Source organism: Aeromonas sp. L_1B5_3 (assembly GCF_963866575.1).
Lineage (GTDB): Bacteria > Pseudomonadota > Gammaproteobacteria > Enterobacterales > Aeromonadaceae > Aeromonas > Aeromonas jandaei.
Genome location: NZ_CAWMDN010000111.1, coordinates 138173 through 153263, shown reverse-complemented (window position 1 = coordinate 153263; position 15091 = coordinate 138173). Strand labels below are relative to the sequence as shown.

Sequence of the window (15091 nt, the reverse complement as noted above, 5' to 3'; positions counted from 1 at the left end):
CAATGGAACGACTCCCACATGCTCAAGGATCAAAAGAAAGCCTATCAATATGGCCTCTGTGCCGTTGCGCTCTGGTCGACGGTCGCCAGTGCCTTCAAGATATCGCTCACCTACTTTGAACCGGTGCAACTACTGCTGGTCGCGGCGTTTACCTCGACCCTGACGCTGACAGCCATCGTGGCCAAGCAGGGTAAACTGGGTCTGCTGGGCAGCTACATCAAGGCACGCCCGCTTTACTATCTGGCGCTGGGTGTACTCAATCCCTTCCTCTATTACCTGCTGCTGTTCAAGGCCTATGACCTGCTGCCTGCCCAGCAGGCGCAGACCCTCAACTACACCTGGGCCATCACCCTCAGTCTGCTGGCCGTTCCCTTCCTCGGTCAGAAACTGCGTCGTCGCGATGGCGTCGCCATCGTGCTTGGCTACTTTGGCGCGTTGGTGATCGCCACCAAGGGGGATATATTCGGCCTGCAGTTCGACAGCCCGCTCGGCGTAACGCTGGCACTGGTGTCGACTCTGATCTGGGCCAGCTACTGGATCCTCAATACCCGCAATCAGGGGGATCCTATCGTCAGCTTGCTGCTTGGTTTCATCATCAGCCTGCCCTTTATCGTCGTTGCGACCTGCCTGCTCTCCGATTTTGCCATGACCGCTTGGCAGGGATGGGCAGGCGCCATCTATGTAGGGCTGTTCGAGATGGGTTTCGGTTTCGTGCTTTGGTTGATGGCGCTGCGCCACGCTACCAACACAGCCCCCATCAGCAACCTTATCTTCATCTCGCCGTTTGCCTCGCTGGTGCTGCTCAACTTGCTGATCGGCGAAACCATTCACCCCGCCACCCCGATCGGGCTAGCCCTGATCGTCGCGGCCCTGCTTATTCAGCAGCTGAAATATGGCAAGCGCTATCGCAATACTGCCAAGCCACAAGCCTGAGCAAGCAGAAGGGGCGTATCTCTCGATACGCCCCTTCTCTCAATCCATCCACTCCTGCGGCTGGTTCTTGGGTAACCGCAGCTCGACCAGCAAGCCACCCAGCTCGGAGCGTCCCAACCTGATGGTGCCGTGATGCTGGGCCATGATCTTGGCTACGATGGCCAGTCCCAAGCCGCTCCCTCCCACGGTGCGAGCCACATTCCCCTGAGTAAACGGCTTGAGTACCCGGGTGTAGTCCTGCTCCGGGATACCCGGGCCATCATCGGACAAGCGCAGGCGAACCCAGTGACCATCGTCTTTCAGCTCGGCATGCAGGCTGCCTGCCCCATAGCGTAGCGAGTTGCCTGCCAGATTGGTCAGCACCCGCCGCATACTGATCGGGTTGCAGACGACGCGCACCGCATCCTTCGGCAGGGCGAGGTCAACTTCGAGCCCCTGCTCGGTGTGCATCAGCAAGGTGTCGTGCACCAGCTGGGTCAAATCGGCCGGTGAAAACTGCTGACCTTCATCGGGACGGATGTAGTCGATGAACTGGTCGATGATGGCGTTGGATTCATCGATATCGGAGTTGATGCTCTCCTTGAGGTACTCGTCCCCCGACGACATCATCTCGGTCGCGAGGCGAATGCGGGTCAGCGGGGTACGCAGATCGTGGGAAACCCCCGCCATCATCATATTGCGCTCCTCGATCAGGCTCTTGATGGAGTGCGACATATGGTTGAAGGTGCGGGTCAGACGGCGTACTTCACGGGACCCCTGCTCGCCCAGCGCCTCGGGGAACTCCCCTTTGGCCACCGCAACGGCCCCCTCCTCCAGATCCTCCAGCGGGCGAACCAGCTGACGGGCAAAACGCCAGGCGGCAAAGAGGGTGATCACCAGCAGCACGCTCATATAGAGGATGAGCGGCTCGATATCGTCATCTTCAATCTCGGTCAGCGGGATCCTGACCCAGGTTTTGTTGGCCTGGGGAGGCTGGATCCAGATGATGTAGTGATCCTGGATCTCGACCCGCACCTTGGTCTTGCCACCAAGCTCGCGACTGATGTTCTCCTCCAGATAGGCATAGGGCTTGGAGTCGTTGAGTCCATGCTGCTCCGCTTCGCTCTGGGTGTAGATATCGCTGCCGGTCGCCACATAGACCAGAGCCTCGGCGTCATCGCTCAGCGCCAGCTGATTGCTCTCGACCGGAAAGATGAGTTTGACCTGATTGGCCAGCAGGTGACTGATCTGCTTGACCGTCGGGGCCAGCAGATAGTTGTAGAAGGTAACGTAGGAGACTGCTTGATAGACGATCAGCACGGCCGCCAAAAACCAGAGCATGCGTGAAAACATGCTCCCGACTTTTTTCATGCTCTTTCACCATCAGGCACAAAGACGTAGCCCAGACCCCAGACAGTCTGCAGATAACGCGGCTGGGTCGGGTCCTGCTCCAGCAGACGGCGCAGGCGCGACACCTGCACGTCGATGCTGCGCTCGGTGGCGGTGTATTCGCGACCCCGGGCCAGATTCATCAGCTTGTCGCGGGAGAGCGGCTCGCGCGGGTGGCTCACCAGCACCTTGAGCACGGCAAATTCACCGCTGGTCAGCGCCATCGGCTCACCATCGCGGCTCAGCTCGCGGGTCGCGAGATTGAGCTGATAAACCCCGAAGTTAACCACCTTCTCGGCTGCGGATGGGGCACCGGGCAACTCGACGGTATGACGGCGCAGCACGGCACGGATCCGAGCCAGCAGCTCGCGCGGATTGAACGGCTTGGGCAGGTAGTCATCCGCCCCCATCTCGAGTCCGACGATGCGATCGACATCATCCCCCTTGGCAGTCAGCATCAATACCGGGATCTGGTTGCCCCCCTCGCGCAGACGACGGCAGATGGAGAGACCATCCTCGCCGGGCAGCATCAGGTCGAGCACCATCAGGCTGAAGTTTTCACGGGTCAGCAGACGATCGGCCTGCTCGCCGTTGGCAACGCCACGCACCACGAACCCCTGTTCGGTGAGGTAGCGCTCCAGCAGGGAGCGTAATTTCAGATCGGCGTCCACCACCAGGACCTTGTATTGCTGCTGACTCATTGGATTGCCTCGTCGCCTTAATCTGCCTCCAATACTAGGGCGGGGCACTGCGGGAGCAAAGCATAAATATGTTACCGGTTATTGCTTGATGGTTGCGGAAGCGGAAGTCAATCGAACGAAAATCGTATTGGCCATATCTTGTCGCAGCCACCCGGATACCATGATTTCACTCGACAGCAGAGGGACAAAAGCTAATATTCCCGTGCAGTTAGCACCACCTCTCTATCAGACCAGGTCAGAGATCATCATGAAGACAAAGCTGATCACCCGCGAAGGTTACAACAAACTGAAGGAAGAGCTCGATTTCCTGTGGCGTCAGGAGCGACCCGAGACCACCCGCAAGGTGGCTTGGGCGGCCAGCCTCGGTGATCGCAGCGAGAATGCCGACTACCAGTACAACAAGAAACGGCTGCGGGAGATCGACCGGCGGGTTCGTTACCTGCGCAAGTGTCTGGAAGAGTTGGGGATTGTCGATTACGCCCCCGCTCAGGAGGGCAAGGTTTTCTTCGGTGCCTGGGTCGAGGTGGAGAACGACGAGGGCGAGACCAAGCGCTTTCGCATCGTCGGCTATGACGAGATCTTCGAGCGCAAGGATTACATCTCCATCGACTCCCCCATGGCCCGCGCCCTGCTCAAGAAAGAGGTGGGTGACGAAGCCATCGTGCGCACGCCAGTCGGTGACGTCTGCTGGTATGTCAACGACATCAGTTACCCGCGCTAGCCCGTCCCCGATGCCGACCATCTGGTTGGCATCCCCTCCTGCGCGCCCTATAGTGCTGGCACTTGGCGCCATTGAGCCAGACCCGACCACAGAGGTTCTTAACAGAAACCATGACACAGACCATCGAACATCTGATCGCCGCCGAGCTCAATGCTCGCCCGCAACAAGTCGAAGCCGCTGTACGCCTGCTGGATGAAGGCGCGACCGTGCCCTTCATCGCCCGTTACCGCAAAGAGGTGACCGGCGGTCTGGACGACAGCCAGCTGCGCACCCTGGAGAGCCGCCTCGGCTACCTGCGCGAACTGGCAGATCGCCGCCAGGTGATCCTGCGCTCCATCGAGGAGCAGGGCAAACTGACCCCAGAGCTGGCCCGCAAGCTGAACGAAGCCGACAGCAAGACCCGGCTGGAAGACCTCTATCTCCCCTACAAACCCAAGCGTCGTACCAAAGGGCAGATGGCCATCGAGGCGGGGCTGGAACCGCTGGCCGACCTGCTGCTGAGCGACCCGATGAAAGAGCCCGAACAGGAGGCGGTTCGCTTCCTCAACGCCGAGCAGGGGATCACCGACAGCAAAACGGCTCTCGATGGCGCCCGCTACATCCTGATGGAGCGCTTTGCCGAGCAGGCCGACCTGCTGGAGAAGCTGCGCGACTACCTGTGGCAAAACGCTACCCTGCGCGCTCGCATGGTGGCTGGCAAGGAGCAGGAAGGGGCCAAGTTCAAGGACTACTTCGAGCACGACGAACCGCTGCACAAGGCCCCCTCCCACCGGGTGCTGGCCATGCTGCGCGGCCGCAACGAAGGTGTGCTCAATCTGGCGCTGGTCGCGGGTGACGATGAGGGTGCCAGCCCTTGCGAAGGGATTATTGCCCATCACCTCAAGCTCAACCTGCAAAATCGCCCGGCCGACAAGTGGCTGCAAGGGGTGGTGAGCTGGACCTGGAAGATCAAGCTATCGCTCCAGATGGAGACCGAACTGATCGGTCGCATCCGCGAGTCAGCAGAGGACGAGGCGATCAAGGTATTCGCCATGAACCTCAAGGATCTGCTGATGGCGGCTCCGGCCGGCATGCGTTGCACCATGGGGCTGGATCCCGGCATCCGTACCGGCGTCAAGGTAGCCGTGGTCGATGCCACCGGCAAGCTGGTCGATACCGCAACCATCTATCCGTTCGAACCCAAGCGCCAGATCGACCAGAGCCTCAAGACCCTGAGCGAGCTCTGCCAGAAGCACAAGGTCGAACTCATCAGCATTGGCAACGGCACCGCCTCGCGGGAGACCGACCGCCTGGTAAGCGATCTGTTCGAACGCTATCCGGCCGCCAAGGCTCAGAAAATTGTGGTAAGCGAAGCGGGAGCCTCGGTCTATTCCGCCTCCGAGCTCGCCTCGCTGGAGTTCCCGGATCTCGACGTCTCACTGCGTGGCGCCGTCTCCATCGCCCGCCGTCTGCAGGATCCGCTGGCCGAGCTGGTCAAGATCGATCCCAAGAGCATAGGTGTGGGTCAGTACCAGCACGATGTCGGCCAGAGCCAGCTGGCCCGCCGGCTCGATGCCGTGGTCGAGGATTGCGTAAACGCGGTCGGGGTGGATGTGAACACCGCTTCGGTCGCCCTGCTCAACCGGGTATCCGGTCTCTCCCAGACCCTGGCCCAGAACATCGTCGCCTACCGTGACGAACACGGCGCCTTCCAGAATCGTCAGCAACTGCTGAAAGTGAGCCGGCTCGGCCCCAAGGCGTTCGAACAGTGTGCCGGCTTCCTGCGCATTCGTGGCGGCAGCAACCCGCTGGACGGCTCGGCAGTACACCCGGAATCCTACCCTGTGGTAGAGCGGATCCTCGCCAGGCTGGAACAGACCGTGGATAGCCTGCTCGGTAACAGCAGCCTGCTGCGTACCCTCAAGCCTGCCGACTATACCGACGAGCAGTTCGGTGTGCCCACCGTCACCGACATCATCGGCGAGCTGGACAAGCCGGGCCGCGACCCGCGCCCCGAGTTCAAAACCGCGACCTTCAAGGAAGGGGTGGAGAAAATCAGCGATCTGGTGCCCGAGATGGTGCTGGAGGGGGTGGTCACCAACGTCACAAACTTTGGCGCCTTCGTCGATATCGGCGTCCATCAGGATGGCCTGGTGCACATCTCCTCTCTCACCGACCGCTTCGTCAAGGATCCCCGCGAGGTAGTCAAGGCCGGTGACATAGTGCGAGTGAAGGTGCTGGAGGTGGACGTGCCGCGCAAGCGGATCAGCCTGACCATGCGCCTTGACGAAAAGGCAGGTCAGCCGGCACGCAAACCGGCCGAGCCGCGCCACACCGGAAACGCCAAGCCGAAACTGGCGCCCCGGCAGAGTGCTCCGACCGAGGGAGCCATGGGCAACGCCTTCGCGGCGGCCCTCTCCAAGCTGAAGAAATAAGCGCTCCAGAAATGCAAAAAGCCCCGCGAGGGGCTTTTTTGTCACTGTTACTCGGCGTTATTGGGCCAGTGCGGCCAGAATGGCGTCAGCCTCCTGATGGGCTGCCAATACTTCCCGCAGCCGGTTGAAGGCCTTGCAGGCCTCCTGCGGGTATTTGCCGTAGGAGACCACCCCTGTGTGGCTCCAGCCTGCGGCAAGCATCACTTTCTTCTTGAAACTGGTGCCCTCGGTGCCACCACCACCCAGCTGCATCAGAAATTGCTCCATCTGCAGATGGGCCGGCGGTACACGGGAGAAGGTAGTGAAATCTTCCGGTTTGACTTCATCGAAATGCATGACAGCTCCTGTAAAAATAGGATGGGCCTGATCTTCAGGTTAGTTGCAAAAATGGGGTGTGCTGCCGAAAGTTGCTGGCACTGCGTCAGATGCGCAGACTAAGTGACTGGTTTGCAGCCGGGCTCACAGACTGCTGATAGCGGTTGGCGATCACCTGATTGCGCTTGTCCATGTAAGCGCTCAGCACCCCGTCCGTACTATTGCTGCGTTCGGCTATCAGCTCTTTGCGTGCTTTGGCTTCGCTCGCAGCGGCACTGCGTGCGACCGATAGGTCCTGAGCTGATGGCTCGGCAGGGGCCAGCGCTGCCGAACGGATTTGCTGCATTTTGGTGATGGTGGCAGCAGCATCACCGGGCACTGCGCTGGTGTCTATCTGGACTTCACCGCCGGTCGCATAGCGCTTGCCATCCGGCCCCTGAGTAAACTGGTAGGTCGGCATTCCCGCATAGCTACCGCCAGCAGAGTGATGCGCCTGTTCATGGGTACGCACCTCCTGATCCCGGTCGGCCAGATCCTGAACCTGTTGCTCGTGCCGCCTTTGCTGTTCCTGCTCTTTATTATTCGGGTCTTGTTGCTTGCGCTGACCATCCTCCCCCGTTGCTTCGACAAAACGGTGGTCGAGGGGATTTTGTACGGTGGATTGGTTGCCTTCCCGGCTGCTTTGGGTGGCAGGGTTGGTGTTGGTCGCCTGACCGGCTTTGGATTTCTCTTTCTGGGAGCCGACTTCAGATTCGGCAACGGAAGCCTGGCTCGAGCGAGCCTGCGGGATCAGTTCTGCCCGGCGATTATCCGTCCGGGCCGCTTCCACCTGAGGTTGCAGCTGCGTCGGAATAAGGGGGGGCAGACTGACATTGATGTTCATCTCACACCCGGATGTCGATCAGGGTTCCCATCATGTCGCTGGCAGTCTTCATCACCTTGGCGGAGGCTCCGGCTTGCAGCTCGGCAGACTTGAGGTTGACGAGTTCGTCCGGCACTTGCACCTGATCCCCGCTTGGCGTGTTGAGACGGGCAAGCTGGCCGGATGCCCGATCGGCAACCTGCTCGGCTCGCTGGAATCCCTGCAGGCCACTGTTAAAGGCGGATTCAATACGCATGGCGTTACTCCTCTGATCACAGCTTAATTATCCGCCAGACCAGAGGATTAATGAAGCTTTGCGGCTACTTTTTAGCCAACAAAATCTCGAAGGATTTCAATGAATTCGTCAGGATGAGAAATAAAAGGTGCATGTGAGGCCTTGCTGAAGGTGATGCTTCGACTAGCGGGGTAGCGTTCATCCAGCAGAGGAATGGCCGCTTTGGGCACCAGTGAATCCAGCCGACCATAGATGCGCAGCCAGGGCAACGCCAGGGATGTCAGGTCATCGCGCAGATCAATATCAGCCAGCAAACCGAGCCCCGCCTCCAGTGCTGCGAACTGGGGAGCAGGTCGTTCCGCAAGCCAGTGGCGCAGCTGACGGATATCGTCCCGGGCATGTTCGCTGCCCATCGCCTGGATCGCCAGAAAGCGCTCTATGGTCTGGCGAAAATCCCCCGCCAGCATCTGGTTGAAGCCGGTCAGCACCTTGGGGGCAATTCCGGGCCACTCATCCCGTGCCATAAAGCAGGGAGAGCTGGCTACCGTGATCAGGGAGTGCAGCCGCTCGGGATGAGTCAGCGCCAGCTGGCTTGCCACCAGACCTCCGAGTGACCACCCCACCAGATGGCACTTCTCTGGCAACACGGGGGCGACCTGCTCAGCCAGCCATGGCAGGTTATAGTCGACCCCTTCGGCCAGCGGGCTGTTGCCAAAACCGGGCAGATCCACCAGATGAACCCGGTAATGTACCGCCAGCTGCTGGGCGATGCCGTGCCACACTGCGCCGTTCATTCCCCATCCGTGCAACAGCACCAGATCGGGTCCCTGACCAAACTGCTCTACCGATACGCTCATCTAGACTCAAGATCCCTGTTCATGTTCTTGGGGTCAGCATGTTAAAGCGCCTGCTTGCCAAAGCAAGTCCACTGTTCGGCAGCCACGCCGACTGGCAGGGGATCTGCCTGCTCTGTCGGCAGCCTTGTGATGAGGAACCTTTGCTATGCAGCTGGTGTCGGCAGTCCCTGCATCAGCCCCAGCAGCGCTGTCGACTCTGCGCTGCGCCGCTGCCGGAAGAGATACAGACCGAGCTAGTGTGTGGCCGCTGCCAGCGCAGGCCACCGCCCTGGGAGCGACTCCAGGTGATCGGTGACTATCAGCCACCCTACCCGGCCCTGATCCCGCGCCTGAAGTATTCGGGGCAAATTCTGCTGGCCCCCCTGTTGGCCCGCTTGCTGGCAGATCATCTCGATTGCGATGACCTGCCAGAGGCGATTATTCCAGTCCCTCTGCATTGGTGGCGTCAGTGGTGGCGCGGCTTCAACCAGGCGGAGGAGATCGCCTGTCACCTGAGCCAGCTAACCGGAATTCCTTGCGATAACCGGCTGCTGCGCAGGATCAGAGCAACGCCACAGCAGACCAAACTCAGCGCAGGCCAGCGGCGTCGCAATCTGCGCGGCGCATTTCATATCGCGTCGCACCACTATCGTCATATCGCTCTGCTCGATGACGTGGTTACCACCGGAGCCACCGCCGGTCAGCTTACCCGCCTGCTTCATGAGAGCGGGGTCACAAAGGTGGAGGTCTGGGCCATCTGCCGCACCCAGAGGCATCTCAAGTAGCCATCGGCATGCTACCCAAGCCTTGCTAACCGCGTTATCATGAATACCCTAGTCGTACACTCAGGTTTATGAGGATAGTGATGATCAGCATTTCCGACGCCGCCCAGGCCCATTTCCGTAAACTGCTGGAAAAACAGCCTGATGGCACCAATATCCGGGTGTTTGTGGTCAATCCGGGAACCCAGAATGCCGAGTGTGGCGTATCGTATTGCCCACCCGATGCCGTGGATCCGGAAGATCAGCACCTGCCTTTCAGCGGTTTCGACTGCATGGTCGATCCCCTGAGCGCCCCCTTCCTGGTGGATGCCACCATCGATTTCGTCACCGATCAGATGGGCTCCCAGCTCACCCTGAAGGCGCCGAACGCCAAGATGCGCAAGGTTGCCGACGATGCCCCGCTGATCGAGCGCATCGAGTACACCCTCATCTCCGAGGTTAACCCCATGCTGGCCGGTCACGGCGGCAAGGTGACCCTGACCGAGCTGACTGAAGATGGCTACGCCATTCTGCAGTTTGGCGGCGGTTGCAACGGCTGCTCCATGGTCGATTACACCCTGAAAGAGGGTATCGAGAAGCAGCTGCTGGAGAAATTCCCGGGCGAACTCAAGGGTGTCAAAGACGCCACCGAGCACCAGCGCGGCGACCACTCCTACTACTGATTTGTTGCCCTTGCGGCGCAAAGAAAAGGCCCCGCCATCCGGCAGGGCCTTTTACATGGGCAATCGGCAGATTACTCGTCCTTCTTGTCTCGCGACAGCAGGGCGATGGCGGCCTCTTTCGGGTTTTTCCCCTCGTAGAGCACCTTGAAGATCTGTTCGCAGATGGGCATCTCGACGCCGCAGCGCGCCGCCAGCAGATGCACCTCCTTGGTGTTGCGATACCCCTCTACCACCTGACCGATCTCGGTCATGGCAGTGTCGACATCTTTACCGGCGCCGAGCGCCAGTCCGAAGCGACGGTTGCGCGACTGGTTGTCGGTACAGGTGAGCACCAGATCCCCGAGCCCAGCCATCCCCATAAAGGTTTTGGCATCGGCTCCAAGCGCAGCTCCAAGACGCTGCATCTCCACCAGACCCCGGGTGATGAGCGCGGTTCTGGCGTTGGCACCAAAACCCAGCCCGTCGGAGAGACCGGCACCGATGGCGATGACGTTCTTCACTGCACCACCCAGTTGCAGACCGACGAAGTCCGGATTGGTATAGACCCGGAACGAACGGCCACAGTGCAGCAGATGGGAGAGATCGTCGGCGAAATCATCGTGGGTCGAGGCGACTGAGATGGCGGTCGGCATGCCGGCAGCCAGCTCCTTGGCGAAGGTCGGGCCGGAGATGACCGCCAGCGGCATCTCGTCACCCAGCACCTCGCGGGCCACATCCTGCAGCAGGCGGCCGCTGTCAGGCTCCAGCCCCTTGGTGGCCCAGGCGATACGGGTATCGGGGCGCAGGAAGGGTTTGACCTGAGTCAGCACCTGGCCGAATACGTGACTCGGCACAACCAGCAGCAGTACGGGGGCAGCCTGTACCGCACGTTGCAGATCCGCAGTCAGTTGCAGGTCGGCGGGGAAAGGGACATCCGGCAAAAATGCCTTGTTGCAGCGATCCTGTTCCAGCGCGGCGACATGGGCGGGGTCATGACCCCACAGCAGGGTCGGATGACCGTTGCGCGCCAGAGAAATGGCAAGGGCGGAGCCGTAAGACCCCGCCCCCAGGACCGAGATAGCGATCTGGTCAGCCATTATCAGGCTTCCGCAGTCGCCTGCTGGGCCTGAGCTTGCGCCATGTGCTGGGCAAACAGGGCATCGAAGTTGACCGGTGCCAGGTTCAGCTGCGGGAAGGACCCCTTGCTCACCATGTTGGCCACGGCTTCGCGGGCATACGGGAACAGGATGTTCGGGCAGAAGGCAGCCAGGCAGTGGGCCAGTTGCGGCTCCGGCAGGTTGCCGATGGTGAAGATACCGGCTTGCTGAACTTCGCACAGGAAGGCAGTTTCGGTTTCCAGCTTGCAGGTGACGGTCAGGGTCAGCACCACTTCGTAGACGCTGTCAGCCAGGATGTTGGTCTTGGTGTCCATATCCAGCTTGACGTCCGGCTGCCACTCTTTCTGGAAGATGTGCGGGGTGTTGGGCGCTTCGAAAGAGACATCCTTGGTGTAGACACGCTGGATGTGGAATTCCGGTTGTACTTCCTGGTTGTTGATCTCGTCAGCCATTTCGTTTGCTTCCTTTTATATGGATAAGTGGGCACAGGCCCTGCTTGAATCAGCGTTAATCAGCGCTTCTTGGTGACCGGCAGATTTTCTGCACGCCACTGGGCCATGCCACCGCCGAGCACATATACCTGCTGGAATCCGGCCTTGCTCAGTTGACGAGCTGCGCCGCCCGCAGTCATTCCCGACTCGCACACCACTATGATGGGGGCATCTTTATGCTTTTCAACCGGGCCCAGGTTATTGCTCTGGATCTGGGTGAGCGGCAGGTGCTGGGCACCGGCCAGATGGCCCTTGGCGTACTCTTCCTGACTGCGAATATCCACCACGGTGGCGTTTTCACGGTTGATCAGCAGGGTCGCGGTGTGGTTGTTGACGGTTTTTACCGGAGAGAAACGGGCACGCACAGTGGTGTAAACCAGAGTGCCTGCCAGGCCGAACCAGGCTGCGGTCAGCAGCGGGTTGCGAGCCGCGAAATCCAAATACTCTTGCATCTTCTACTATCCAGGGATCAAGACAAGGGCCCGAGTATACATGGGGGAATAGCCAAGATCAGCCATCTTGGCGGGAAAGCGCGAGCAGGCTCCCATCACGATTCGGTATGTTGCGCCCCTGAAACGGCGCTGTGCGGAGCCGAGGGGGTCGCCCTTGGCTATCAGGTGACTATTTCGGCAGATGTAGTAATATTACGCTAGTTTCATTTCCCGCATTTTTTCCAATCCGAGAGGACATAGTCTTATGTCAACAGCTAAGAAACCTTTGGTTCTGGTCATCATGGACGGTTGGGGCTACAGCACCAAGCAGGAGTTCAACGCCGTCGCTGCCGCCAAGACTCCCAACCTCGATCGTCTGGCCCGTGACTACACCAGCACCCTGATCTCCGGCTCCGGCCTGGACGTAGGTCTGCCGGATGGCCAGATGGGCAACTCCGAAGTGGGCCACGTCAACATCGGTGCCGGTCGCATCGTCTATCAGGAGCTGACCCGCATCTCCAAAGACATTCAGGACGGCCCCTTCTTCGAGAACGTGGAGCTGGCCAAGGCTGTTGACGCTGCCGTGAGCAACGGCAAAGCCGTCCACATCATGGGTCTGATGTCTCCGGGTGGCGTACACAGCCACGAAGAGCACATCATGGGCATGATCGAGATGGCCGCCAAGCGTGGCGCCGAGAAGATCTACTTCCACGCCTTCCTGGATGGCCGCGACGTGCCGCCGCGCTCCGCCCAGTCCTCCATCGAGCTGTTCGACGCCCTGTTTGCCAAGCTGGGCAAAGGCCGTTTCGCCTCCATGATCGGCCGTTACTACGCCATGGACCGCGACAACCGCTGGGATCGCGTGCAGCAAGCCTATGACCTGATGACCCAGGGCAAGGGCGAGTTCACCGCCGAAAGCGCCACCGAAGCGCTGGCTGCCGCCTATGCTCGCGACGAGAACGACGAGTTCGTCAAGGCCACCCGTATCGGTGAAGCAGCCCCGATGGTTGACGGCGATGCTTTGATTTTCATGAACTTCCGTGCCGACCGTGCCCGTGAGATCACCCGTGCCTTCGTTGACAGCGACTTCACCGGCTTCGCCCGTGCTGCACAGCCGAAACTGAACTTCGTGATGCTGACCGAATACGCGGCCGACATCAAAACCGCCTGTGCCTACCCGCCGACCGCTCTGGTCAACACCTTGGGTGAGTGGCTGGCCAAGCAGGGCAAGACCCAACTGCGCATCTCCGAAACCGAGAAGTACGCTCACGTCACCTTCTTCTTCAACGGTGGCGAAGAGGCCTGCTTCACTGGCGAAGATCGCGAAATCGTCGCCAGCCCGAAAGTGGCTACCTATGACCTGCAGCCGGAGATGAGCTCCGAAGAGCTGACCGACAAGCTGGTTGCAGCCATCAAGAGCGGCAAGTACGACGTCATCATCTGTAACTACCCGAATGGCGACATGGTTGGTCACACCGGTGTGTTCGATGCCGCCGTCAAAGCCTGTGAAGCCGTTGACCACTGCATCGGTCGCGTTACCGACGCCTTGGCCGAAGTGGGTGGCGAGTGCCTGATCACTGCCGACCACGGCAACGCCGAGAAGATGATGGACGAAGAGACTGGTCAGGCTCACACCGCCCACACCAATCTGCCGGTTCCGCTCATCTACTTCGGTCGTAAAGCCGAGGTTGCCGAGGGTGGCAAACTGTCCGATCTGGCCCCCACCATGCTGACCCTGATGGGTCTGCCGGTGCCGCCGGAAATGACTGGCAAGCCCCTGATGATTCTGAAATAATCCTTCCCCATGCGGGGATGCGAAGTTATTTCACCAAAAACCAGTCGCGTCGGCCTGTTGGCCGGCGCGCTGTTTTTTTGCCTGTCGTTTGGCGCCAGCAAACCGGTTTTTGCCGCCAATCAGCAGCTGGGCGCCATGCAGTCCCAGATCAAGGAACAACAGCAGACCATCAAGCTCAGCAAGCAGGAGCTGGCCAAGCTCAACGCCCAGCTCAAAGCTGACGAGCAGGCCATCTCGGCCGCGGCCGCCAAGCTTGATGAGACCAGGCAACAGCTCAAGCAGAACCAGCAGAAGCTGGCCAATCTGCAAAAAGACAAGCTGGCGCTGGAGCAACAAGCCAAACATCAGAAGCAACTGCTGGCCAAGCAGGCGGAGAGCGCCTTCACCGCCGGCAGTCACGATTACCTCAAACTGCTGCTCAATCAGCAGGATCCGGCCAAACTGAGCCGCTCCCTCGACTACTACGACTACCTCAACAAGGCGCGCATCGAAGCCATCGAGGCGCTGCGTGCCACCCGTGACAAGCTGGCGAAAAACCAGCAAGCCACCAAAGAGACCGAAAGCAAGCTGCAGGCCCTGCTGAGTGAACAGCAGGAGCATCACCAGACCCTGCTGGCCAGCCAGCAGAGCCGGGCCAAGGTGCGCAACCAGCTGCAACAGTCGGTTGAGGATGACGAACAGAAGCTGACCCAGCTGGTCAAGGCGGAGAAAGCGCTGAAGGCCCGGCTGGAGGAGCTGCGCCGCAAGCGGGAAGAGCAGGAGCGCCGCGAACGGGCCGAACGGGAACGGCTGGCCAAGCTGAAGGCGGAACAGGAGCGTCAGCGCCGTCTGGCAGAACAGCGCCGCGCCGAGCAGCAGCGTCAGGATCAGGCGAGCCAGCAGGAGGTCGCCAGCACCAAGCCGGAGCGCGGTTCCGGCATCAGCAGCGCCGGCCACTACACCGGGCTCAAAACCAACGGCAGCCTTCGCTGGCCGGTACAGGGGCCGATCCTCATCGCCTACGGCTCGCCGCGTACCGCCGAACTGAAGTGGAAAGGCACCCTGATCGGCGCCAGCGAAGGAACCCAGGTCAAGGCGGTCGCCCCGGGTCAGGTGGTTTACGCCGACTGGCTCGACGGCTTCGGTATGCTGTTGGTGATCGACCACGGTAGCGGCTACATGAGCCTCTACGGTCACAACCAGTCGCTGCTGCGTCAGGTGGGCCAGAATGTGGAACAGGGCGAACCGGTGGCGCTGGTCGGCGACAGCGGCGGACAGGACAGGCCCGGCCTCTACTTCGAGATCCGCTATCAGGGCGAGGCCATCAACCCGACCAAGTGGCTGGGCAAGCGCTCGTAACGCCGCGCACCAGCCCACATCAGCCAAAAGCCTGCCCTGCGCAGGCTTTTGTCATTCAAGGGGAAGAGGCTCCTCCCCTCTTTGGTGAAAAATTACATATTTTTCAGTCA

At 60.3% G+C, this 15091-nt stretch carries 16 protein-coding genes; 7 read left to right on the top strand and 9 right to left on the bottom strand.

Annotation, left to right across the window (positions count from 1 at the left end):
• Positions 1-18: 18 nt before the first annotated feature.
• The gene (locus AACR93_RS09940; protein WP_043850659.1) at positions 19-933 is read left to right on the top strand and encodes a DMT family transporter; all 915 of its coding nucleotides are present in this window, start codon (positions 19-21) and stop codon (positions 931-933) included.
• A gap of 39 nt (positions 934-972) precedes the next feature.
• On the opposite strand, the gene envZ is transcribed toward AACR93_RS09940, so the two are convergent.
• Positions 973-2283, bottom strand: coding sequence for a two-component system sensor histidine kinase EnvZ (gene envZ / locus AACR93_RS09935; protein ID WP_041209712.1), 1311 nt, complete (start codon positions 2281-2283; stop codon positions 973-975).
• Positions 2280-3002, bottom strand: coding sequence for an osmolarity response regulator transcription factor OmpR (ompR, locus tag AACR93_RS09930; RefSeq protein WP_043850658.1), 723 nt, complete (start codon positions 3000-3002; stop codon positions 2280-2282). The genes envZ and ompR overlap by 4 nt, the downstream gene beginning before the upstream one ends.
• Positions 3003-3249: 247 nt before the next feature.
• Here ompR and greB point away from each other — a divergent pair, with 247 nt between their 5' ends.
• Together greB and AACR93_RS09920 are read left to right on the top strand one after the other, a co-directional pair.
• A complete protein-coding gene (greB, locus tag AACR93_RS09925; RefSeq protein ID WP_033115590.1) occupies positions 3250-3723 on the top strand; it encodes a transcription elongation factor GreB in 474 nt (157 codons plus the stop codon).
• 110 nt (positions 3724-3833) lie between these two features.
• Positions 3834-6137 (top strand): Tex family protein, encoded by a 2304-nt coding sequence (locus AACR93_RS09920; protein ID WP_043850657.1) that lies wholly within the window; start codon positions 3834-3836, stop codon positions 6135-6137.
• Positions 6138-6194: 57 nt separating this feature from the next.
• On the opposite strand, the gene AACR93_RS09915 is transcribed toward AACR93_RS09920, so the two are convergent.
• The 4 genes from AACR93_RS09915 to bioH all read right to left on the bottom strand — a co-directional run bounded on the left by AACR93_RS09915 (position 6195) and on the right by bioH (position 8406).
• Positions 6195-6473, bottom strand: coding sequence for a hypothetical protein (locus tag AACR93_RS09915; RefSeq protein ID WP_033115592.1), 279 nt, complete (start codon positions 6471-6473; stop codon positions 6195-6197).
• 85 nt (positions 6474-6558) lie between these two features.
• The gene (locus AACR93_RS09910; protein ID WP_043850656.1) at positions 6559-7335 is read right to left on the bottom strand and encodes a putative metalloprotease CJM1_0395 family protein; all 777 of its coding nucleotides are present in this window, start codon (positions 7333-7335) and stop codon (positions 6559-6561) included.
• Position 7336: 1 nt separating this feature from the next.
• Entirely contained in the window at positions 7337-7570 is a 234-nt protein-coding gene (locus AACR93_RS09905; protein WP_043850655.1) for a flagellar hook protein FlgE, read from the bottom strand.
• A gap of 71 nt (positions 7571-7641) precedes the next feature.
• Positions 7642-8406 carry a pimeloyl-ACP methyl ester esterase BioH gene (bioH, locus tag AACR93_RS09900; RefSeq protein WP_043850654.1) on the bottom strand — a complete coding sequence of 255 codons (765 nt, stop codon included), beginning with the start codon at positions 8404-8406 and terminating at the stop codon, positions 7642-7644.
• 38 nt (positions 8407-8444) lie between these two features.
• On the opposite strand from bioH, the gene AACR93_RS09895 reads away from it, so the two are divergent.
• The gene (locus AACR93_RS09895) at positions 8445-9170 is read left to right on the top strand and encodes a ComF family protein (protein ID WP_043850653.1); all 726 of its coding nucleotides are present in this window, start codon (positions 8445-8447) and stop codon (positions 9168-9170) included.
• Between the two features lie 80 nt (positions 9171-9250).
• Positions 9251-9829 carry a Fe-S biogenesis protein NfuA gene (nfuA, locus tag AACR93_RS09890; protein ID WP_033115597.1) on the top strand — a complete coding sequence of 193 codons (579 nt, stop codon included), beginning with the start codon at positions 9251-9253 and terminating at the stop codon, positions 9827-9829.
• Between the two features lie 71 nt (positions 9830-9900).
• Here nfuA and gpsA read toward each other — a convergent pair whose 3' ends face one another.
• Genes gpsA through AACR93_RS09875 form a run of 3 tightly spaced genes read right to left on the bottom strand, consistent with a single transcriptional unit; the run spans position 9901 to position 11869 of the window.
• The gene (gene gpsA, locus AACR93_RS09885) at positions 9901-10905 is read right to left on the bottom strand and encodes an NAD(P)H-dependent glycerol-3-phosphate dehydrogenase (protein ID WP_043850652.1); all 1005 of its coding nucleotides are present in this window, start codon (positions 10903-10905) and stop codon (positions 9901-9903) included.
• Positions 10906-10907: 2 nt separating this feature from the next.
• Positions 10908-11378, bottom strand: a complete 471-nt coding sequence (secB, locus tag AACR93_RS09880) for a protein-export chaperone SecB (protein WP_033115599.1) — start codon at positions 11376-11378, stop codon at positions 10908-10910.
• A 59-nt stretch (positions 11379-11437) separates the two neighbouring features.
• Positions 11438-11869 carry a rhodanese-like domain-containing protein gene (locus tag AACR93_RS09875; RefSeq protein WP_043850651.1) on the bottom strand — a complete coding sequence of 144 codons (432 nt, stop codon included), beginning with the start codon at positions 11867-11869 and terminating at the stop codon, positions 11438-11440.
• A gap of 244 nt (positions 11870-12113) precedes the next feature.
• On the opposite strand from AACR93_RS09875, the gene gpmM reads away from it, so the two are divergent.
• Complete coding sequence (gene gpmM / locus AACR93_RS09870; protein WP_043850650.1) at positions 12114-13643, top strand: 2,3-bisphosphoglycerate-independent phosphoglycerate mutase; 1530 nt, start codon at positions 12114-12116, stop codon at positions 13641-13643.
• Between the two features lie 9 nt (positions 13644-13652).
• The gene (gene envC / locus AACR93_RS09865) at positions 13653-14981 is read left to right on the top strand and encodes a murein hydrolase activator EnvC (protein ID WP_043850649.1); all 1329 of its coding nucleotides are present in this window, start codon (positions 13653-13655) and stop codon (positions 14979-14981) included.
• Positions 14982-15091 lie beyond the last annotated feature (110 nt).

What these genes read in the sequence shown, in the direction of transcription:
- AACR93_RS09940 (WP_043850659.1), top strand. Translation starts at nt 19, where the DNA reads ATGCTCAAGGATCAAAAGAAAGCCTATCAATATGGCCTCTGTGCCGTT.
- envZ (WP_041209712.1), bottom strand. Translation starts at nt 2,283, where the DNA reads ATGAAAAAAGTCGGGAGCATGTTTTCACGCATGCTCTGGTTTTTGGCG.
- ompR (WP_043850658.1), bottom strand. Translation starts at nt 3,002, where the DNA reads ATGAGTCAGCAGCAATACAAGGTCCTGGTGGTGGACGCCGATCTGAAA.
- greB (WP_033115590.1), top strand. Translation starts at nt 3,250, where the DNA reads ATGAAGACAAAGCTGATCACCCGCGAAGGTTACAACAAACTGAAGGAA.
- AACR93_RS09920 (WP_043850657.1), top strand. Translation starts at nt 3,834, where the DNA reads ATGACACAGACCATCGAACATCTGATCGCCGCCGAGCTCAATGCTCGC.
- AACR93_RS09915 (WP_033115592.1), bottom strand. Translation starts at nt 6,473, where the DNA reads ATGCATTTCGATGAAGTCAAACCGGAAGATTTCACTACCTTCTCCCGT.
- AACR93_RS09910 (WP_043850656.1), bottom strand. Translation starts at nt 7,335, where the DNA reads ATGAACATCAATGTCAGTCTGCCCCCCCTTATTCCGACGCAGCTGCAA.
- AACR93_RS09905 (WP_043850655.1), bottom strand. Translation starts at nt 7,570, where the DNA reads ATGCGTATTGAATCCGCCTTTAACAGTGGCCTGCAGGGATTCCAGCGA.
- bioH (WP_043850654.1), bottom strand. Translation starts at nt 8,406, where the DNA reads ATGAGCGTATCGGTAGAGCAGTTTGGTCAGGGACCCGATCTGGTGCTG.
- AACR93_RS09895 (WP_043850653.1), top strand. Translation starts at nt 8,445, where the DNA reads ATGTTAAAGCGCCTGCTTGCCAAAGCAAGTCCACTGTTCGGCAGCCAC.
- nfuA (WP_033115597.1), top strand. Translation starts at nt 9,251, where the DNA reads ATGATCAGCATTTCCGACGCCGCCCAGGCCCATTTCCGTAAACTGCTG.
- gpsA (WP_043850652.1), bottom strand. Translation starts at nt 10,905, where the DNA reads ATGGCTGACCAGATCGCTATCTCGGTCCTGGGGGCGGGGTCTTACGGC.
- secB (WP_033115599.1), bottom strand. Translation starts at nt 11,378, where the DNA reads ATGGCTGACGAGATCAACAACCAGGAAGTACAACCGGAATTCCACATC.
- AACR93_RS09875 (WP_043850651.1), bottom strand. Translation starts at nt 11,869, where the DNA reads ATGCAAGAGTATTTGGATTTCGCGGCTCGCAACCCGCTGCTGACCGCA.
- gpmM (WP_043850650.1), top strand. Translation starts at nt 12,114, where the DNA reads ATGTCAACAGCTAAGAAACCTTTGGTTCTGGTCATCATGGACGGTTGG.
- envC (WP_043850649.1), top strand. Translation starts at nt 13,653, where the DNA reads ATGCGGGGATGCGAAGTTATTTCACCAAAAACCAGTCGCGTCGGCCTG.